The following is a 21,001-nucleotide window of genomic DNA, read 5'->3' on the forward strand; positions in this document are numbered from 1 at the left end:
GTTGAGACAGAGATTAATTACCGGTATTCTGGCAGGCGTATTCTTTTTGGCGATGGTCCTGTGGGGCGGCTTGGCCTACCATTTGCTTATTTTGGCAATGGCCCTTATCGGATTTTATGAGTTCGCACGAATGACGCATGTATCTCCTTTTGGGGGTACGGCATTACTTGGGTACGTGAGCATACTGGCTTTTGTGTTCCCTTATCAACCTTTGGGTTTGCATTCACCACTATCCTTTGCCAGCATGCTTTGGCTGCTAATGATAGCTTTTATGATCATTACAGTAGGAACAAAGAACAAAATCCCTATTCAAACGGTAGCTATGCTATTCCTTGGTACCGTTTATATAGGTTTTGGATTTTCGTATATTGCTGAATCACGTCATATGGAACATGGGCTATTATGGACTTTTTTATTGCTGGCTTGTATATGGGCAAGTGATGCAGGGGCCTATTTTGTAGGTAAAATGGCAGGAAAGACGAAGCTATGGCCTGCGATTAGTCCAAACAAAACAGTCGAAGGGTCCATCGGTGGGATTGTTTTAGCACTGGTTATAGCTCTGCTATTCGCCGGATTGTCAGGAGGACTGCTGCCATGGTCCAAAGCCTTCGGTATTGGCTTGGCTTGTGCGGTTGTGGGGCAACTGGGCGATTTGGTACAATCTGCGTATAAACGAGTGTACGGCATTAAAGATTCCGGTAATCTGCTGCCAGGACACGGCGGGATATTAGACCGCTGCGACAGCTGGATTGTCGTTTTTCCATTTGTACATATGCTGATGCTGCTTCCATGAAACTTACCTGGTGATTATTAGTTCATGCTCAGGATTAATCTCTATGCTGCTCACGCCGCGTCATTCTAAGGATGAAACCAATAGCATAGCTGCCCTGAATAACAAACAATGAGCTCCTGGATAAAAGTGATTTTCAGGATAGGAAGGTGCATCATGAAAAAAATTACGGTACTCGGTTCAACCGGATCTATTGGAACACAAACGCTGGATGTAGTTTCCATGCACCCGGATGAGTTTGCTGTTGAGGCTTTGGCGGGCGGTTCTAATATAAAGCTACTTGCTGAACAGGCGCATTTTTATCAGCCTAAAAAAGTGTCTGTCGGTACCAAGCAGCTGGCGGAGGAAATTCGTCCTTTACTGCCATCCGGCATGGAACTGCATTGGGGAAATGAAGGACTCGTTGAGCTGGCTGCAAATACAGAAGCAGATATGGTTGTGACGGCTGTAATGGGCAGTGTCGGATTGCACTCCACGCTGGCCGCGATTGAGGCTGGGAAGCAGATTGGAGTGGCCAATAAGGAAACACTGGTTACTGCCGGTCATCTGGTCACAGAGCGAGCTCGGGCGAAAGGAGTGCCGTTGCTGCCGATTGACAGTGAGCATTCAGCTATCTTCCAATGCTTGAATGGTGAGCGCATGAAAGATGTGGCACATATCACCCTCACGGCATCGGGCGGTTCTTTCAGAGATTTGACAAGAGAACAGCTTCGTACAGTTACGGTGGAAGACGCACTCAAGCATCCTAATTGGTCGATGGGCGCCAAAATTACGATTGATTCAGCAACGATGGTAAACAAAGGGCTGGAGGTCATAGAGGCACACTGGCTGTTTGGGCTTGACTATGAGCAAATTCACGTGTTGCTTCATCCGGAAAGCATCATTCATTCCTATGTGGAGTTTCAGGATACAAGCATTGTTGCCCAACTAGGGAATCCGGACATGAGAGTACCCATTCAATATGCATTGACTTATCCTGAGCGGATGAAATCCCCGGCAAAACCGCTGTCACTAGCAGAGGTGGGAAAGCTCCATTTTAAGGAAATGGACTTTAATCGTTTTCCTTGTTTAAGACTTGCCTGTGAATGTGGTAAAATGGGTGGTACAGCACCAACCGCATTTAATGCAGCTAATGAGATTGCTGTTACCCGTTTTCTGCGTGGAGAAATTCCTTTTCTGTATATTGAGTCTATTATTGAACGTGTGCTGGAGCGACATGTCAATGTGGCTAACCCTGATCTGTCTGAGATTGAAGCCTGTGATCGTGAAACTCGCAGCATAGCTGCCGGGCTATAAGGCTGACTTGGGATTGGAAAAGCGAAATGTGATTCTCTTGTGCAGGATTGGAGAATAATGATAATCTAGGAGTACAAACTCGATCTCATTGAAAGGGGAACGAAAACGATTGGAAACGATTCAAATAGTGTTGATGACGGTGCTCATGTTTTTCGTCATAGTGACGGTGCATGAATGGGGGCATTATTATTTTGCCAAACGCGCCGGGATTCTGGTACGGGAGTTTGCGATCGGTTTCGGTCCGAAACTGTTTTCTTATAAAAGAAACGAGACGCGATTTACGCTACGATTGTTGCCTTTCGGTGGTTTTGCCCGCATGGCGGGAGAAGATCCGGAGGTCAATGAAATTGAAGCCGGACAAACGATTGCTGTACGCGTAACGGACGGTGTCGTTAAAACCATTTATCTGGATCAGCTGGATAACCGTAAAAATGTAGTGCGTGGTGAAGTGTTGGATATTGATCTGGAACAGGCGCTGACTGTAAAATTGGATGTGGATGGCGAAGATCAGCAATACACTGTGCACCCGCAAGCGATGATGGTAACCAAAGGACAATCCATTCAAATTGCTCCGAAGGACCGGCAGTATGGCAGTAAAACGGTGGGACAGCGTGCAATGGCTATTTTTGCTGGGCCACTGATGAATTTTATTCTTGCTTTTATTCTGTTTGGTCTGCATATCCAAATGGTCGGGATACAAGTGGAAAACCCCACTTATGTTCAAATTAGTGAAATTACAGCGGGGATGCCTGCTGCTGAGGCTGATTTGCATAAGGGAGATATCATTGAATCGGTTAATGGTACTGCAATTGGTGCGAATGTTGAAAATTTGATCAAGCTGATTGCTGATTCTCAGGATAAGCCGATGAAGTGGAAAGTTCGCCGGGATAATCAAACATTCGATCTCACTATAACACCTCGTGCAATGGAGGGGCAAAAGGGCGGCAAAGTAGGTATCGTGCCTGAACTTCCAAAGCGTCAGGCAGGCGTTGGAGAGACGTTTAAATTTGCCGGTCAATCCATGGTAAGAACAACCGATATTATTTTCCAAGGATTTAGCCAGCTCATTCAACGCTTTTCTATTAATGATCTGGGCGGCCCAGTACGTACTTTTGAAGTGACGGGACAAATTGCCAAGCAGGGCATTGAGCAGTTAACGTATTGGACTGCTATCATGAGTCTCTATCTGGGGATATTTAATTTGTTGCCGATCCCGGCACTGGATGGTAGCAGACTTGTGTTCCTCGGTGTGGAGGCGGTTAGAGGACGTCCCATTGATCCGGGTAGAGAGGGAATGGTCCATTTCGTTGGTTTTGCTATGCTGTTCCTGCTTATGATCGCGGTCACGTACAACGATATTTTACGCTTAATTAATGGTTAATTAGAAGCGGACTTATATAAAAACGGTCTGTATGGGAGGACATGCATTTCTATGTCGAACGATAAACAGTTTGTCGAGGAAATTACGCCACAGAGCGAAGATTTTTCCCGATGGTATATTGATGTTATTAAAAAAGCAGAACTGATGGATTATTCCCCGGTTCGCGGGTGTATTGTATTCCGCCCAGATGGTTTTGAAATTTGGGAGCACATCAAGGAAGCCATGGATGTACGTTTCAGAGAAACGGGGCATCGAAATGCCTATTTTCCAATGTTCATACCCGAAAGCTTTTTCCAAAAGGAAAAAGAGCATGTGGAAGGATTTAATCCTGAGCTTCCTTGGGTAACCGAGGCTGGAGGGGAAAAGCTGGAAGAGCGTCTTGCAATCCGTCCGACTTCGGAAACGATGATTGGACATATGTACTCCAAATGGATTCAATCCTATCGAGATCTGCCTGTGCTAATTAACCAATGGGCTAACGTGGTACGTTGGGAAAAACGGACATTGCCTTTCTTGCGTACAAGTGAATTTTTGTGGCAAGAAGGTCACACAGCTCATGAAACAGAGGAAGAAGCACGCGAAGAAACGATGAAAATGCTGGAAGTGTACCGAGAGGTCATCGAAGAAGTTCTGGCTATTCCGGTTATTACTGGGCAAAAAACACCATCTGAAAAATTTGCAGGTGCGAAGGATACCTTCTCATTGGAAGCGATGATGAAGGATGGGCGTGCAGTACAAGCTGGGACTTCCCATTATATGGGGACCAATTTTGCGGTTGCATTTGATATTAAATATTTGAGCCGTGAAAACAATCTGGAGTTCGCACATACAACTTCATGGGGAACAAGTACACGTTTGATTGGTGCACTGATTATGGTCCATGGAGACGATCGTGGTCTGGCTTTGCCTCCTAAAGTTGCACCTACGCAAGTCGTTATGGTTCCAATCGGACCACCTAAGAAGCGTGATGCAGTTATCGCGCGTGCAGATGAACTGTTCACTGAGTTGAAGCAAGCAGGTGTACGTGTGAAAATGGACGACCGTAGCGATGTAAGTCCGGGTTGGAAATTTAATGAATATGAAATGCGCGGTGTACCGGTACGTTTGGAAATCGGACCTCGTGATATGGAAAATGGTGTTTGCGTACTCGTATCCCGTATTAGCGGGGAGAAAAAAATTGTTCAGCAGGACAACCTGGTAGAGGAAGTCCAAGCAATGCTTGCACAGGTACAACTTGAAATGTATGATCGCGCGAAGAATTTTATGGAAGAAAACTTCTATTCCGTCGATACGCTGGATGAAATGAAGGCGCTCATGGAAGAAAAACGTGGCTTTACTTTGGCAGGTTGGTGTGGATCTGAGGAATGTGAAGACAAGGTCAAAGAAGTAACAGGTGCTACAAGCCGTAATATACCGTTTAAAACAACCGAGCAAAAGACCATATGTTTGTGCTGTGGCAAACCAGCCAAGCATACTGTAGTGTTCGCACGGGCGTACTAATAAAGAAGTAAAGCAAACCCATTATACTCGCTTCATTTTCTCTGCCAGCAGTATAACTGTACGTGGCAATGCCCCGTAGGATTTATATTGCCGTGATGGAGGGGTGAGGTGGGCTACGAAAAGCTTTTGCGGTCGGAGATGTTTTTGACGCAGAAGCTTTTCATGTTTTCAGAATGTAGAATTGAACATGAGGAGAACAGCTGTACACTAAGAAGACAGCTAGGCTAGCATCATTAGAAAATGGGGGGAAAGCCATGGGCGGAGCTGAAGAAAAAAGAAAGCGGCTGGAACTGCTGATGAAACAGGTTGTGATGCCTGCAGGAGTGGTTGAACCTTACTTTTTGGACGGTTGGATTGATCAGGTGGAAATTAGTCTTACCAATAAGGATTGGAATATCATCATTGTCAAGGAGACACTTGTCCCTGCTCAGGTGTACCGTACGTTTTGCATTCAGGTACAGGAAAAGATGAATCATATCGCTAAAATAACGTTTCAGTTTCATTATAGTGAGCAGGTTCAACCTGGTGATATTATCGGCGAATACTGGAAGCTTTTTCTGGAGTGGGTGCATCGTGAAATTCCCTCTGTAAACGGTTGGATGAATCGGGCTGTGCATGAGTGGGAAGATGGGCTATTCATACTGACGATGAGCGATAGCATGTCGCTGGAGCTGGCACGTAAAAAACAGATTGACCAAGCTATTATCAAATTTTACGATAAATATTTTGGACTCTCCATGCGCGTTAAAATTCAGGTGGGTGAAAGTAACCAGGAGGCGTTGCAGCAGTTCCAAGAGAAGAAGATGCAGGAAGAACGCGAAGTTATTCAGAAGATGATGGAAAGTATGGAATCTGAAATGCCGCCTGAAGATGAGGAAGAGGGAGATGTCCGGCTTCAATTTGGTTATGAAATCAAAGAACCACCTGTTCCGATGCAGGATATTCAGGACGAAGAAAAGAAGGTCACGTTACAGGGAACAATCTTCGGTCTGGATAGTAAAGAGCTGCGTAATGGCAGTACACTGTTTACATTCTATTTGACGGACTTTAGTGATTCGCTACAGATGAAAATGTTTGCAAAAACAAAAGAAGATCTAAAGATACTTAGCCTGCTGGCTAACGGAAAATGGGTCAAAGTCCGCGGTCGAGTAGAATACGATCGTTTTATGCAAATTCCCGAGCTGGTTATGATTCCTTCCGATCTGGTTGAAGTACAGGCTCCACCTACTCGCAAGGATAATGCAGAGGAAAAGCGGGTTGAGTTCCATCTGCATACGAAGATGAGCGCAATGGACGCTGTAGCCTCGATTGACCAATATGTCAAAACAGCCGCCAAATGGGGTCACAAGGCGATTGCGGTCACCGATCATGGTGGTGTGCAATGCTATCCTGATGCTGCTAAGGCAGCAAAGAAAAACGGAATTAAAATGATCTACGGCATTGAGGCCAATGTGGTTAATGATGCAGTTGAGGTTGTGATGCAGGCGCAGCCGTTAAATTTGAAAACAGCGACTTATGTCGTTTTTGATATTGAAACTACCGGTTTGTCCGTCACGCAAAATAAAATCATTGAGATAGCGGCTGTCAAAATGCATGAAGGCAAGGAAGTTGACCGTTATGCTACCTTTGTTAATCCGCATGAGCGTATTCCCTACAATATTCAGCAATTGACCAACATTAACGATGAAATGGTCAAGGATGCACCCGATGTGGAACCAGTTATGAAGGAGTTCGTAGCTTTTGCTGGCGATGCTGTGTTGGTTGCCCATAATGCGAGATTTGATGTCGGTTTTATCCAGGCAACTCTTCGAAAGATGGGTTTGCCTGAAATGACCAATCCGGTACTGGATACGCTGGAACTGGCCCGTTTGCTTTTTCCAACCATGAAAAATCACCGCTTGAATACACTGACGACCAAATATAAGGTTGCGCTTGAAAGCCATCACCGAGCCATTGATGATACGGTTGCTTTGACAGAGGTGTTGAATGGTTTGCTGAATGATGCGGAACAAATTAAAGGTATGAAAATGCTCGACCGTTTGAATGACTATGTGGGAAAGGATTTATCGACCGCTCGTCCGTTCCACTGCTGCATTTATGCCCTTAATCCGATAGGTAAAAAAAATCTGTACAAGCTGGTATCGATGTCTCACACCGAATATTTTAAGCGTGTGCCTTGTATTCCTAAATCTAAATTGTCTGAAATGAGAGACGGACTGCTCATCATTTCCGGCTGCGAAAAAGGAGAATTTTTCGAGGCCGTGTTGAATAAATCCGAGGAGGAAGCCGAGGAAATCGCCCAGTTTTATGATGTGCTGGAGATTCAACCTTTAACGATGTATATGCATCTGGTGGAAAAGCAGCTGGTAAGCGGACCTGATGCCCTGAAAACGGCCTTACGCAAAGTATGCGAAATAGGAAAACGACTTGATAAGCCCGTGATTGCTACAGGCAATGTTCACTATTTGGAGACTCGCGATAAGCTGTACCGTGATATCACCATTCATGGCATTACGGGATTTAGCCCGCTAAAGGATATCCGTAAGCCGGATGCTCATTTGCGGACAACGGATGAAATGCTGGCGGAGTTCGAGTTTTTGGGTGAGGAAAAAGCTTATGAGGTCGTTGTGACAAACACCAGCGAGCTTGCGGACCGTTTTGAGGAACTGGAACTGTTCCCTGACAAGCTGTTTACGCCATTGCTGGACGGAGCCGACGAGGAAATCCGTAATACATGCTATGAGACGGCTCAATCCATTTATGGTGAACCCTTGCCTGAGGTCGTTGTAGCTCGTCTTGAAAAAGAATTGGAACCTATTATTAAATACGGTTTCTCCGCTAACTATCTCATTTCCGAGCGTCTGGTTAAAAAGTCTAATCAGGATGGATACCTGGTAGGTTCACGGGGGTCTGTTGGCTCATCTGTGGTAGCTACTTTTCTCGGTATTTCTGAGGTTAATCCATTGCCTGCCCATTACATTTGTGGTAATCCTGAATGCAGACACAGCGAATGGTTTTTGGACGGAAGTGTACCGAGCGGGTTTGACTTGCCAGATAAAAACTGTCCGAATTGCGGAGGCAAGCTCAAGGGTGAGGGGCAGGATATCCCCTTTGAAACGTTCCTCGGCTTTAAAGGAGATAAAGTTCCCGATATTGACTTGAACTTCTCCGGAGAATATCAGCCTGTCGCACATAACTATACGAAGGTGCTGTTTGGTGAAAAAAGTGTTTTCCGTGCAGGAACCATCGGTACGGTTGCCGAGAAAACGGCGTTTGGTTTTGCAAAAAAATATGAAGAGGCACACCATAAAAAATGGCGCGGGGCCGAGCTGAACAGGCTGGCTTCCGGCTGTACAGGTGTAAAACGCAGTACGGGACAGCATCCAGGCGGGATCGTTGTTGTTCCCGATTATATTGAGGTCGAGGACATTACACCGGTGCAATATCCGGCTGATGATACGAGCTCGGAATGGAAAACGACGCATTTTGATTATCACGCTTTTGATGCGAATTTACTCAAGCTCGATATTCTGGGCCATGATGATCCGACCATGATGAGGATGCTTCAGGATTTGACCGGGGTTGATCCTACGACAATTCCTATGAATGACCCTAAGGTGATGAGCATGTTCAACTCCACGGAGGCACTCGGTGTAACACCGCAGCAAATCCGTACACCTGTTGCAACCTATGGTGTTCCAGAGATGGGGACAAAGTTTGTACGCCAGATGCTGGTAGAGTCGCAGCCGAGTTCTTTTGCCGATTTACTGCAAATATCCGGTTTGTCTCACGGTACGGGCGTATGGCTGGGGAACGCGCAGGAATTGATCAAAAATAATACCTGCAACATCAAAACCGTAATTGGTTGCCGGGATGATATCATGCTCTTTTTGATTTACAAGGCGGGGATGGATGCAGGTCTGGCCTTTAAAATTACGGAGAGCGTGCGTAAAGGTAAGGGACTTAGTGCCGAATGGATTGAGGAAATGAAAAAATGCAAGGTGCCACAATGGTACATTGATTCCTGTCTGAAAATCCAGTACATGTTTCCAAAGGCGCATGCTGCAGCCTATGTTATTTCAGCGGTGCGTACAGCATATTTCAAGCTGTATCATCCGATTGAATATTATGCGACTTATTTCTCAGTACGTGCAGCCGATTTTGATATTGAGCTGTGCTGTCAGGGGTATGATGCGATCGCGAGGAAGATTGTCGAAATCGAGCAGCTTGGTTTTCAGGCACCGCCAAAAGAAAAAGGGATGCTGCCGATCCTGGAAATGGCTTTGGAAATGACAGCTCGCGGTTTCAGTTTCAAATCCATTGATTTGTACCGTTCCGAAGCTACACGCTTCAAAGTGGATGGAGATTCGCTCATCCCTCCGTTCGGAGCCCTTCAGGGGATTGGTGATAATGCGGCGCGTAACATCGCAGCTGCCCGCGAGCAGGGTGAGTTTTTGTCTGTCGAGGATTTTCAGCAAAAGTCGAAGTCCAGTAAAACCATTGTCGAAATGCTGTCCCAGATGGGATGCTTCCGTGGTCTGCCGGAGAGTAATCAGCTGTCTCTGTTTTAATTCGTACCATAGTAGTCAAGCTCTGGCACTTGTCACATAACTACGGTTATGTTATAATTTTTTTGGTAATCATGGAGATAAAACCGTTGCTAAAAGAGTGGGGAAACCCACTCTTTACTGTTTGATATACAGTTACAACGTGAAAACGTTATTTTTGGGCCAAAACCGGTACGCCGGTTTATTTGCAGTGAGCCCGAAATGAACATTACATCAAATAAAAATGGAAAATGCCGGTGATGAAGAAGCATTGTCCATAGTAATGGGGCGTCTTTTTTCACCACAGGAAAGTTTACTTTTGGAGGTTATAATCTTTGAGCACACCAAAGATCAAATCAGCAGTAGAAGAAATGGCCCAACCTTATCTCGATGAGCATGGCTTTGAACTGGTCGATGTCGAGTATGTTAAAGAGGGCAGCAATTGGTTTCTTCGCGTTTTTGTAGACAAAGACGGAGGAATTGATCTGGACGACTGTAGTATGATCAGTGAGTATCTGGGCCAAAAGCTGGATGAGAATGATCCGGTTTCTACAGCATATTTTCTGGAGGTATCTTCACCAGGCGCCGAAAGACCGCTGAAAAAAGCGGAGGACGTTGCTAAAGCGGTAGGCAAAAATGTATTTGTTACTACATACGAGCCGATCAACGGCCTGAAGGAATTTGAAGGTCGTCTGCTTTCTTTTGAGGATGGAGAGCTTACCGTTCAAAGCGGACAAAAGAAGCATGCCATACCTTATGAAAAGGTAGCTGGTGCAAGGCTCGCGATCATATTTTAATTCGGATTTGATTGTTGCTGTTTGACATCTTCATGTTTTATACCTCGTGTGCTGACCAGGACACAGGTGCCATCATTTGAAAGGGGGAGCAGTAATCCATGAGTATGGATTTTATTGAAGCAATGAACGAGTTGGAAAGAGAAAAGGGGATCAGCAAGGATGTGCTGTTTGAGGCCATTGAAGCAGCCTTGATTTCCAGCTACAAACGGAATTTCAACACTGCACAGAACGTGCGTGTTGATATGAACCGCAACTCGGGAGTCATTAAGGTATATGCACGCAAGCTGATTGTTGAGGAGGTTCTGGACCCTCGCACCGAGATTTCGTTGCCGGCGGCTCGTGAAATTAATCCGCATTTTCAGTTGGAGGATATCGCTGAAATTGAAGTTACACCACGTGATTTTGGACGGATTGCTGCACAAACAGCGAAGCAGGTCGTGACCCAGCGCATCCGCGAAGCGGAACGGGGATTGATCTACAACAAGTTTGTGGACAAGGAAGAAGATATTGTAACAGGAACCGTACAGCGCCAAGACCCGCGCAATATTTATATTGATTTGGGCAAGGTAGAAGCGGTTCTGCCGTTGAGCGAGCTGATGCCGAATGAGAAATTTAATCATCTGGATCGAATCAAGGCTTATATTACCAAGGTAGAGAACACAACCAAAGGGCCGCAAATTATGCTGTCCCGCTCACATCCGGGTCTGCTAAAGCGTCTGTTTGAACTCGAAGTGCCTGAAATTTTTGACGGTGTTGTAGAGATTCGTTCTGTAGCGCGTGAAGCAGGCTTCCGTTCTAAAATCGCGGTTCATTCCCGCAATGAAGAGGTTGATCCGGTAGGCTCCTGTGTAGGACCTAGAGGAACACGGGTACAAACTATTGTGAATGAGCTGCGTGGTGAAAAAATCGACATTGTGCGCTATTCCGATAACGTTGACGAATACGTTGCTAATGCGTTAAGCCCATCTAAAGTACTTGAAGTACAGGTGTTTGAAGAAGAAAAGATGGCACGCGTCATTGTACCGGATTATCAGCTTTCTCTGGCTATTGGCATCAAAGGGCAGAATGCTCGTCTTGCTGCTAAGCTTACGGGCTGGAAAATTGATATTAAGAGTGAAACACAGGCGGAGGAAGAGCTTGGCAGACCAAGAACTTCCACCGATGAAATGCATCAGGATTCCGTGTCAGTAGATTAAGCGGAGTGTAGGGGGGTTAATGCATGAAACAGAGAAAGATACCTTTGCGCAAATGTGTGGCCTGTCATGAAATGATGCCAAAGAAGCAGTTGATCCGTGTCGTCAAAACCCCTGAAGACGAAGTGCTGATTGACTTGACCGGTAAAAAGTCAGGACGCGGCGCTTACTTGTGCGGCAAAGCCGCCTGCTTCAAGCTGGCTCAAAAAAGTAAGGCACTGGATCGAGCATTGAAGCACTCGGTTCATCCTGACATCTATGAGCAGCTAAGTCGTGATTTTGCTGCCGTCGAGGAAGAATTCCTGGCGGCACAAGGCAGCGTGCAGGATGAATAAGGCGCTGTCTGGATTGGGTCTTGCCATGAGAGCTGGCAAGCTGCTAACAGGTGATGAGATCGTTTATAAAGCGATCAGGTCTTCAGAAGCCAAGCTGGTCATTCTTGCGAAAGATGCTTCAATGAATACTCAAAAGAAATTCCGCGACAAATGCGGGACGTACAAAATCCCCTTATTGATAGGATTTGACCGGGAAAGCTTGGGAAGCAGTATCGGCAAACCTGAACGGGTGGTGCTGGCTGTGACAGATCAAGGATTCGCGAAATTGATCATGAAACATGCGGGGATAATGTCGGAGGTGGAGTATATTGAGTAAACAAGAAAGCAAAGACAAAGTGCGGGTATACGAATACGCCAAATCGTTGAACATGAGCAGCAAAGAAATTATCACCATTCTTAAACGGCTGGATATTCCCGTGAACAACCATATGAGCGTCATGGAACATGATGCCGTAGGTAAAGTGGAAAACTTTTTTAAGAATATCAAATCCAATGCTGCGGTCAAGCAAGGTGGAGCAGACACGGCGCAAGTAAGCTCGAACCAGACTCGTTCAAGCCAAACCGGTTCAAGCCAGGCCGCTTCAAGTCAGACCGGTTCAAGTCAGAACAGTAATCATTCAACTGAGCAAACCAAAAATCAACAGGAAAAGCAGGTAAGTATGAATAGGACAAACAACAACCAAAACAGTAATCGAAGCAGTGCTCCAAGAGCGCAGGGTAGTCAGCAGGGCGGTCAAAACCGCAGTCAGCAAAGTACGAATAAACCGAGTGGTCAGCAAGGCAGCCAGAACCGCAGTAATGGTCAACAACAAGGAGGACAACAGCGTTCCACTAGTAGCACAGGTACGCGTTCTCAAGGAAGTAGCCAGGGTGGTACGGCAGTAAGAACATCTTCATCTACGGGGAGCAGCAATGCGAACCGTAATAGTGGTGGTGGCAACCGTACAGGCAGCAGTAACGGTAATAACCGTTCCGGTCAAGGCCGTTTCGATGATAACCGTCAAGGCGGAGGACGCGGTGGTAACGGTGGCCGTGGTGGTAATAACCGCGGTGGTAACAATCGTGGTGGTAAATTTAACAACCGTGGTAAAGGCCAACCGCAGGAGCGTCGTGAGAAGATCGACAACACGCCTAAGAAAATTATTGTGCGCGGTGAGATGACCGTAGGCGAAACAGCCAAGCTGCTTCACAAGGACGCGTCAGAAGTTATCAAAAAGCTGATTATGCTCGGAACAATGGCGACAATCAACCAGGAATTGGATATGGATACCATTCTTTTACTGGCTGGAGATTTCGGCGTTGAAGTAGAAGTGAAGATTCCGGTGGAAGAAGATCGCTTTGAAACTGTGGAAGAAAATGATGATCCAGCGGATCTGAAAACACGTCCACCAGTTGTAACAATCATGGGTCACGTCGATCATGGTAAAACCACTTTGCTGGATGCTATTCGCTCCACGAATGTAACGGGTGGCGAAGCCGGTGGTATTACACAGCATATCGGTGCATACCAGGTTGAAATCAACGGTAAAAAAATCACCTTCTTGGATACACCGGGTCACGAAGCCTTTACTGCAATGCGTGCTCGTGGTGCTCAAGTTACAGATATGACGATTATCGTGGTTGCAGCTGACGACGGTGTTATGCCACAGACGGTCGAAGCCATCAACCATGCTAAAGCAGCAGGCCTGCCTATTATCGTGGCTGTGAACAAGATTGACAAACCGGATGCGAACCCGGATAAAGTGAAGCAAGAGTTGACGGAATATGAGTTGGTACCTGAAGAGTGGGGCGGAGATACTATTTTCGTCAACGTCTCAGCGAAACAAAGAATGGGTCTGGAAGATCTGCTCGAAATGATTCTGTTGGTAGCTGAAGTGAATGAATACAAAGCGAATCCGGACAAACGGGCACGCGGTACCATCATTGAGGCTGAGTTGGATAAGGGGCGCGGTTCTGTAGCTCGTGTGCTCGTGCAGAACGGTACTCTGAAAGTCGGCGATGCCTTCGTAGCGGGGAACTGCTTCGGGCGTGTACGTGCCATGGTCAACGACAAAGGTCGTCGTCTTAAGGAAGCTGGACCTTCTACACCAGTTGAAATTACTGGTTTGACAGAAGTTCCACTTGCTGGTGATCCGTTCATGGTGTTTGAGGATGAGCGCAAAGCCCGTGCTATCGCTGATAGACGTGCGATCACGCAGCGTCAGTCCGATCTGGGCAGCAACACCCGCGTAACGCTGGATGACCTGTTCCAACACATCAAGGATGGTGAGATGAAGGATCTGAACGTCATTATCAAAGGTGATGTACAGGGTTCTGTCGAAGCGCTGAAGGGCTCCTTGAACAAGATTGAAGTTGAAGGTGTACGCGTAAAAATTCTTCACAGTGGTGCAGGTGCAATCACCGAATCCGATATTATTTTGGCTGCGGCTTCCAATGCTATCGTCATTGGTTTTAACGTTCGTCCAGATAATCAGGCCAAATCTACAGCAGAAGCTGAAAAAGTGGACATTCGTCTGCATCGCGTTATTTACAATGTCATTGAAGAAATCGAGCAGGCTATGAAAGGCATGCTGGATCCTGAGTATAAAGAAAATGTGATCGGACACGCTGAAGTACGTAACGTGTTCAAAGTTACTAAAGTCGGTACGATTGCTGGCTGTATGGTGACGTCCGGTAAAATTACCCGTTCAGCAGAAGCACGTCTGATTCGTGACGGCATCGTGATTTTCGAAGGCAAAATCGACTCACTGAAACGCTTTAAGGACGACGCAAAAGAAGTTGCCCAAGGTTACGAATGTGGTATTACCCTTGATGGCTATAATGATGTTAAGGAATCCGACATTATTGAAGCGTTCGTCATGGAAACAGTGGAGCGCTAACGGCAGAGAGGTGAGCATCCATGGCTAAAATACGTACAGGTCGAGTTGGCGAGCAAATTAAGAAGGAACTAAGCCTACTCATACAAACCGAATTAAAAGACCCCCGTATCGGTTTTATTACGGTGACGGGTGTCGATGTCACAAACGATTTGTCCCAGGCGAAAGTATACTTGAGTGTACTTGGGGATGAAGAACAAAAAACTTCTTCCCTGAAGGCATTGGACAAAGCGAACGGTTATCTTCGTTCTGAACTTGGCAAACGGATACGGCTTCGCCATGTTCCTGAGCTGATTTTCAAAATTGACGAATCTATTGCTTACGGCAGTCGAATTGAAAAGCTGTTGAGTGATATCGACAAGGACGAAAAATAGGAATTCCTGTTGGTCCGAAGAAACCATGAACTGAATGTAAAGGAGACGGCAATGCATACCTATGAACAGGCGCTTCAACAAGCGAAGGAATTTATTCTGGAGCATGATGATTACCTGATCGTATCGCATGTACAGCCGGACGGAGACGCAGTCAGCTCCACCGTAACGGTGGGCTGGCTTCTCTCATGTCTGGGGAAGAAATTTACCATGTTGAATGAGGGAGCTATTCCCAAACGCATGGACTTTTTATGGCATGCCGATGAGATTATGGATATGAGCCAGCAACCGCCAGAACGGAAATACAACCGGATCATTTGCGTGGATTGTGCAGACTACCGTCGTGTTGGTTTGACAGAACAGTTTTTTGCGGAAGATGCCGTTATCCTGAATATTGATCATCATCCAACGAATGATGCGTATGGTACGGTGAATGTAATTAAGTCGGATGCAGCAGCAACAGCGGAAATCCTTTTTGATTTACTGGAAATTTTTGCCGTAAAGTGGAACGTTGAAGTAGCGACTTCTGTGTATACAGGACTGCTGACGGATACAGGAGGCTTCCGGTATTCCAACACTTCGCCAAAGGTGATGTCTATTGTGTCACAGTTGCTCACTTATGGTGTAGATGGTCCATCTTTGTCTGAAAATTTGCTGGAAGAAATGACATTCCCGCAAATGAAGGTGCTGACCAAGGCATTGCAGACGCTCACCATGTCGGAGGATGGTAAAGTCGCCTGGGTGGTTGTTACACCTGAGGATATGGAAGAGTGCGGAGCTGTGAACGAGGACTTGGAAGGGATTGTTAACTATCCAAGAAATATTCGTGGCGTTGAAGTAGGCATTTTCTTTAAAGTGATCAATGAACAAGCGGTTAAAGCCAGCATGAGATCGGCAGGCCGTGTTGATGTAGCTGCGTTAGCCCAGTCGTTTGGAGGCGGAGGCCATGTTCGTGCGGCGGGCTGCCGGCTAGAAGGCAAACTGGAGGATATTATCAAGATCGTTGTAGGGCGGGTGAAGGACGAGCTATGAACCCGTTGAAGAAGGAACAGGCAAGTTGGGAAGGCGTTCTGCCCGTCTATAAACCCGCTGGATTTACCTCTCATGATGTAGTGGCGAAGGCTCGTCGTTTACTGGGGATGAAGCGAATCGGACACACCGGAACGCTTGATCCGCAGGTAACCGGTGTGCTGCCCTTGTGTCTGGGACGTGCTACCCGAGTCGTGGAATACATGCAGGAGCGGCCCAAGGAGTATCGGGCTATGCTGAGATTAGGCATTGCAACCGATACCGAAGATCTTACGGGGACAGTTATTGAAGAAAGTGAACGTCCGGTAGAAGTAACGGAACTGGAAGCCAAAGCGACGCTGGAGCGTTTTGTTGGTACGATTTCTCAAGTGCCGCCGATGTATTCCGCACTCAAAGTGAATGGCAAACGTCTATATGAACTGGCTCGAGAAGGCAAAACCGTAGAGCGCAAAAGCCGCGAAGTAGATATTTACGAGCTGGAAATGACAGGATTTGCGCAGACAGGATCATATGTGGACATTTCCTTCCGTGCTTTATGCTCCAAAGGGACATATATCCGTACACTATGTGTTGATATTGGCCGTGCCTTGGGATATCCTTCGACGATGGTCAAGCTGGAGCGAACCATGTCTGCGGGAATTTCCGCAGAACATTGCCTGACGTTCGAAGAGATAGAGCGCTGCGTAGCGGATGGCAGTTTGGGTGAGCGGCTTATTGCAACCGATCAGGCGATTGACTATATGCCTGAGCATACGGTGGCCGAAGCGAAGGCAACTGCAGCTTTGCAAGGCCAACGTTTATCGCTGAGTATGATTTCACCACCTGTGGACGACAGCCAGCCCTTCCGTTTGTATAAAGAGGATAAAACGTTTTTAGGTATATATGGACGAGATGAATCAGGGGCAATTGCTCCAATTAAAGTTTTTTTATAAATTTTCAGCGGAGCTGAACAATTCTATAATTACAAGAAAAGCTTCCGCTGGGCGTGGTCGCTTCTGTGAAAGTAACGTCGATAGACGTTTTTCTTACCCCGAATTGTGCTATAATTTTGACGAAGTTAGTCAAATGATGTGAAATGCAGGTGAATGAATATGATTACCGTTTCGTTGTCTTATCCATTGAGCGATGAGCTTTTACAGCAATGGGGGCGTCCACAGGTCACGGCGATTGGTCAGTTCGACGGTCTTCATCTGGGGCACGCAAGCGTCATACACCAAGCCGTTTCGCTGGCTCGGGAACAGAAAGTGCCGGGTTCTGTCATGACATTTCATCCTCACCCAAAGGAAGTCATGAAGAAAGGTGACTATGAAGGTTATTTAACACCGCTTGCGGACAAGCAGACTATTTTGGCCGAAATGGGTGTGGATGTTCTTTATATTATGAGCTTTAACGAGGATTTTTCCAAGGTCAGTCCTGAGGCGTTTATGACAGATGTACTGCTTCCTTTGCAAATTCAAACGGCAGTAGTGGGCTTTGACTTTCGGTTTGGCTACCGAGGGGCAGGGCATGAGGATACGCTTCGCAAGCTTGGTGGGGAGCTGATGACTGTGCACACTGTACCCCCGTTTGAACTGGATGGGGAAAAGGTGAGCAGCTCTGGCATTCGCCGTGCTTTGCAGACCGGGGATCTAACACAAGCGTCTCGCTGGTTGGGACGTCCTTACCGTATACGGGGGACTGTTATGGATGGAGAGAAGCGGGGTCGTACCATCGGATTTCCGACCGCCAATCTCAAATTAGATGATACTTACGTAATTCCGGTCAAGGGTGTATACGCTGTACGGGCACTCGTAGGCAACCGTTGGATAAGCGGTGTCATGAATGTAGGAGTCAAGCCTACCTTTCATGAAGGCGTGCTGAATCCGTCGTTTGAGGTGCATCTATTTGATTTTGATCAGCAGATTTATGGGGAGTCTGTGCTGGTTGAGCTTCATCATTACATCCGTCCTGAACGTAAATTCTCTTCAGTGGATGAGCTGATCAGTCAAATTGGCAATGACGCACAGACAGCTAAAAAGCTGTTGGGCTAAATTATTTACATAAGACAGGCGCTGTGTTATACTGACTTATGTTGTGTAAACAACGATGAACCTTAGCTTGGTTGTCCGCTTTCACCGGCGGCTACGAGGCTAGTGGCGATTATAATGAAGGAGGTGAACAGGATGGCATTGACTCAAGAGCGTAAACAGCAATTGATCGAGGAGTACAAAACTCATGAATCCGATACAGGATCACCTGAGGTACAAATCGCTATCCTTACTGAAAACATCGTCAACTTGCAAAGTCACTTTCGTTCGCACAAGAAAGACCATCACTCCCGCCGCGGGTTGTTGAAAATGGTCGGTCAGCGTCGTAAGCTTTTGGCTTACCTGAAGAAGACTGATGTTAAACGTTACAGTGCGTTGATCGAACGTCTCGGACTGCGTCGTTAATTTTCAGACATGTAATGTGAAAAGAAGCCTGGTTGTTCACCGCTTGTCCCTGCTAAGGCGACGGCGGACAGCAGCCGGGTTCTTTTTTGAAATGGGAGTCTTTTTTGAAATGAGAAACTTTTTTAAAATTACATATCTTATTTGAATGTGAATTTCTTATGAATAAGACTTGCGCAGGAAATACTGGATATGTATAGAACTTTTACAATGGAACGAAATGGAGGGATACCATGGAGCAACGTGTAGAAATGCAGCTCGGCGGAAGAAAGCTGGTGCTGGAAACAGGACGTCTTGCGAAACAAGCCAATGCGGCAGTTAAAGTAAGCTACGGAGAAACAGTTGTGCTTTGTACCGTGACTGCTTCCCGTGAACCGAAAGATCTGGACTTTTTTCCGCTGACAGTAAACTATGAGGAAAGATTATATGCTGTTGGGAAAATTCCAGGTGGATTTATTAAACGTGAAGGACGCCCAAGTCAAAAAGCGATTTTATCCAGCCGTTTGACAGACCGTCCGATTCGTCCATTGTTTCCAGAAGGCTTCCGGAATGACGTACAGGTATTGAATCTGGTGATGAGTGTTGATCAGGATTGTGAGCCGGAAATTGCAGCAATGATCGGAACCTCGGCGGCACTTAGCATTTCGGACGTGCCTTTTAACGGGCCGATTGGTGGAGTTGCTGTAGGCCGTGTAAACGGACAATTCGTGATTAACCCGGACATTGCCCAACAGAATACCAGCGATATGTACCTGGTTGTAGCCGGAACGAAAGATGCCATCATGATGGTAGAAGCTGAAGGTGACGAAATTCCAGAGGAAGTCATGCTGGAAGCCATTATGTTCGGCCATGACGAGATTAAGAACATTGTCGCAGTCATTGAACAATTGGTTCAAGTGGCAGGTAAAGAGAAAATGCAGGTTAAGCTGCATACTGTTGATGAAAAAGTGAACAGTGAAGTACGTGCTTATGCAGCTGGACGTTTGGTGGAAGCTGTTAAAATTGCAGAAAAACATGCCCGTCAAGAGGCAATTGATGCAGTTAACGAAGAGACAGTTGCCCACTTTGAAGCACAATACATAGAGACGCCTGAGCTTCTGAAAGACGTGAGCGAAGTTCTCTATGATATCGTTAAAGAAGAAGTTCGTCGTCTGATTACGCATGATAAAGTGCGTCCTGACGGTCGTAAGCTTGATGAAATTCGTCCGATCGAAAGCGACACGAGCATTTTGCCACGTACGCATGGCTCGGGCTTGTTCACACGTGGCCAAACGCAAGCGCTTAGCGTTTGTACACTTGGCGCATTGGGTGACGTACAAATTCTGGACGGGATTGATCTGGAAGAAACGAAACGTTTCATGCACCATTACAATTTCCCTCCATTCAGCGTAGGTGAGGCTCGTCCTTTGCGTGCGCCGGGTCGACGTGAAATTGGACATGGTGCTCTTGGGGAGCGTGCGCTTTCCAAAGTAATCCCTTCCGAAACTGAGTTTCCATACACCATCCGTCTGGTTTCCGAGGTGCTGGAATCGAACGGTTCAACCTCCCAAGCTAGTATTTGCGCAAGCACACTGGCTATGATGGATGCAGGTGTACCGATCAAGGCTCCGGTTGCAGGTGTAGCTATGGGATTGATCAAGGACGGAGATCATGTTTCCGTGCTTACGGATATCCAAGGCATGGAAGATCATCTGGGTGATATGGACTTTAAAGTGGCTGGTACAGCAGAAGGTGTAACTGCTATTCAAATGGATATTAAAATTGACGGTATTGACCGTGAAATTTTGAAGGATGCGCTCAAGCAAGCTAGAGAAGGACGTTTGTTCATTCTTAGCAAGATGATGGAAGCCATCCAAAAGCCACGCGAGCAGTTGTCTCCGTATGCTCCAAAAATTATGACGATGCATATTAATCCAGACAAAATCCGTGATGTTATTGGCGCGGGTGGTAAAATCATTAACAAAATCATCGAAGAAACCGGCGTGAAAATTGATATCGAGCAAGATGGCCGTGTGTTCATCGCTTCCACAAACCAAGAGATGAATGAAAAGGCGCGCTCCATTATTGAAGGTATCGTTAAGGAAGTTGTAGTCGGAGAGATTTACATCGGTACAGTGAAACGGATTGAAAAATTCGGTGCATTCGTCGAGATTTTACCGGGTAAGGACGGTCTGGTGCATATTTCTCAACTGTCTACTGAGCGTGTAGCCAAAGTTGAGGATGTAATTGCTATTGGAGATACGATTACGGTGAAAGTAACTGAAATCGATCAGCAAGGCCGTGTCAATTTGTCCCGTAAGGCGGTTCTGACAGCTGAAGCTCCTGCAAAGTCCTAGGTTCTGATACCGCGGACCACAGTAACAGAAAGTCTATCCGTTTTTTACAGAACACGGGATTTGATAGTATTATTTAAGCTTTTGGAAAGAGGCAGAGCTACGTTTCTGGCTCTTTTTTCAT

At 46.4% G+C, this 21,001-nt stretch carries 16 protein-coding genes; all 16 read left to right on the forward strand.

Annotated elements, in window-relative coordinates; genetic code table 11:
• Position 1: 1 nt before the first annotated feature.
• The 16 genes from L693_RS0121465 to pnp all read left to right on the forward strand — a co-directional run bounded on the left by L693_RS0121465 (position 2) and on the right by pnp (position 20,880).
• Positions 2-793 carry a phosphatidate cytidylyltransferase gene (locus L693_RS0121465; protein WP_025719847.1) on the forward strand — a complete coding sequence of 264 codons (792 nt, stop codon included), beginning with the start codon at positions 2-4 and terminating at the stop codon, positions 791-793.
• Positions 794-946: 153 nt separating this feature from the next.
• The gene (locus tag L693_RS0121470; protein WP_025719848.1) at positions 947-2,086 is read left to right on the forward strand and encodes a 1-deoxy-D-xylulose-5-phosphate reductoisomerase; all 1,140 of its coding nucleotides are present in this window, start codon (positions 947-949) and stop codon (positions 2,084-2,086) included.
• A gap of 109 nt (positions 2,087-2,195) precedes the next feature.
• Positions 2,196-3,467 (forward strand): RIP metalloprotease RseP, encoded by a 1,272-nt coding sequence (gene rseP, locus L693_RS0121475; protein ID WP_025719850.1) that lies wholly within the window; start codon positions 2,196-2,198, stop codon positions 3,465-3,467.
• Positions 3,468-3,518: 51 nt separating this feature from the next.
• Positions 3,519-4,967, forward strand: coding sequence for a proline--tRNA ligase (gene proS / locus L693_RS0121480; protein WP_025719851.1), 1,449 nt, complete (start codon positions 3,519-3,521; stop codon positions 4,965-4,967).
• 254 nt (positions 4,968-5,221) lie between these two features.
• Positions 5,222-9,538: a PolC-type DNA polymerase III gene (locus L693_RS0121485; RefSeq protein ID WP_025719852.1), complete on the forward strand. Its 4,317-nt coding sequence runs from the start codon at positions 5,222-5,224 to the stop codon at positions 9,536-9,538.
• A 311-nt stretch (positions 9,539-9,849) separates the two neighbouring features.
• The gene (gene rimP, locus L693_RS0121490) at positions 9,850-10,311 is read left to right on the forward strand and encodes a ribosome maturation factor RimP (RefSeq protein ID WP_025719853.1); all 462 of its coding nucleotides are present in this window, start codon (positions 9,850-9,852) and stop codon (positions 10,309-10,311) included.
• A 98-nt stretch (positions 10,312-10,409) separates the two neighbouring features.
• Complete coding sequence (gene nusA / locus L693_RS0121495; RefSeq protein WP_007430066.1) at positions 10,410-11,507, forward strand: transcription termination factor NusA; 1,098 nt, start codon at positions 10,410-10,412, stop codon at positions 11,505-11,507.
• Between the two features lie 23 nt (positions 11,508-11,530).
• Complete coding sequence (gene rnpM / locus L693_RS0121500; RefSeq protein ID WP_007430067.1) at positions 11,531-11,839, forward strand: RNase P modulator RnpM; 309 nt, start codon at positions 11,531-11,533, stop codon at positions 11,837-11,839.
• Positions 11,832-12,155, forward strand: coding sequence for a L7Ae/L30e/S12e/Gadd45 family ribosomal protein (locus L693_RS0121505; RefSeq protein ID WP_007430068.1), 324 nt, complete (start codon positions 11,832-11,834; stop codon positions 12,153-12,155). Before rnpM ends, L693_RS0121505 begins: the two co-directional genes overlap by 8 nt.
• The gene (infB, locus tag L693_RS0121510; RefSeq protein WP_025719855.1) at positions 12,148-14,718 is read left to right on the forward strand and encodes a translation initiation factor IF-2; all 2,571 of its coding nucleotides are present in this window, start codon (positions 12,148-12,150) and stop codon (positions 14,716-14,718) included. The genes L693_RS0121505 and infB overlap by 8 nt, the downstream gene beginning before the upstream one ends.
• 20 nt (positions 14,719-14,738) lie before the next feature.
• On the forward strand, positions 14,739-15,089 hold the full coding sequence (rbfA, locus tag L693_RS0121515) for a 30S ribosome-binding factor RbfA (protein ID WP_025719857.1): 351 nt from the start codon (positions 14,739-14,741) through the stop codon (positions 15,087-15,089).
• Positions 15,090-15,140: 51 nt separating this feature from the next.
• The gene (locus L693_RS0121520; RefSeq protein ID WP_025719858.1) at positions 15,141-16,118 is read left to right on the forward strand and encodes a DHH family phosphoesterase; all 978 of its coding nucleotides are present in this window, start codon (positions 15,141-15,143) and stop codon (positions 16,116-16,118) included.
• Complete coding sequence (truB, locus tag L693_RS0121525) at positions 16,115-17,047, forward strand: tRNA pseudouridine(55) synthase TruB (protein ID WP_025719860.1); 933 nt, start codon at positions 16,115-16,117, stop codon at positions 17,045-17,047. Before L693_RS0121520 ends, truB begins: the two co-directional genes overlap by 4 nt.
• Before the next feature lie 159 nt (positions 17,048-17,206).
• On the forward strand, positions 17,207-18,145 hold the full coding sequence (locus L693_RS0121530; RefSeq protein WP_025719862.1) for a bifunctional riboflavin kinase/FAD synthetase: 939 nt from the start codon (positions 17,207-17,209) through the stop codon (positions 18,143-18,145).
• A 132-nt stretch (positions 18,146-18,277) separates the two neighbouring features.
• Positions 18,278-18,547, forward strand: a complete 270-nt coding sequence (gene rpsO, locus L693_RS0121535) for a 30S ribosomal protein S15 (protein ID WP_007430074.1) — start codon at positions 18,278-18,280, stop codon at positions 18,545-18,547.
• Between the two features lie 230 nt (positions 18,548-18,777).
• Positions 18,778-20,880, forward strand: coding sequence for a polyribonucleotide nucleotidyltransferase (gene pnp / locus L693_RS0121540; RefSeq protein ID WP_025719863.1), 2,103 nt, complete (start codon positions 18,778-18,780; stop codon positions 20,878-20,880).
• Positions 20,881-21,001: the final 121 nt, after the last annotated feature.

The sequence above is a fragment of the Paenibacillus sp. 1-18 genome (assembly GCF_000520755.1).
GTDB classification, from domain to species: Bacteria; Bacillota; Bacilli; order Paenibacillales; family Paenibacillaceae; genus Paenibacillus; species Paenibacillus brasilensis.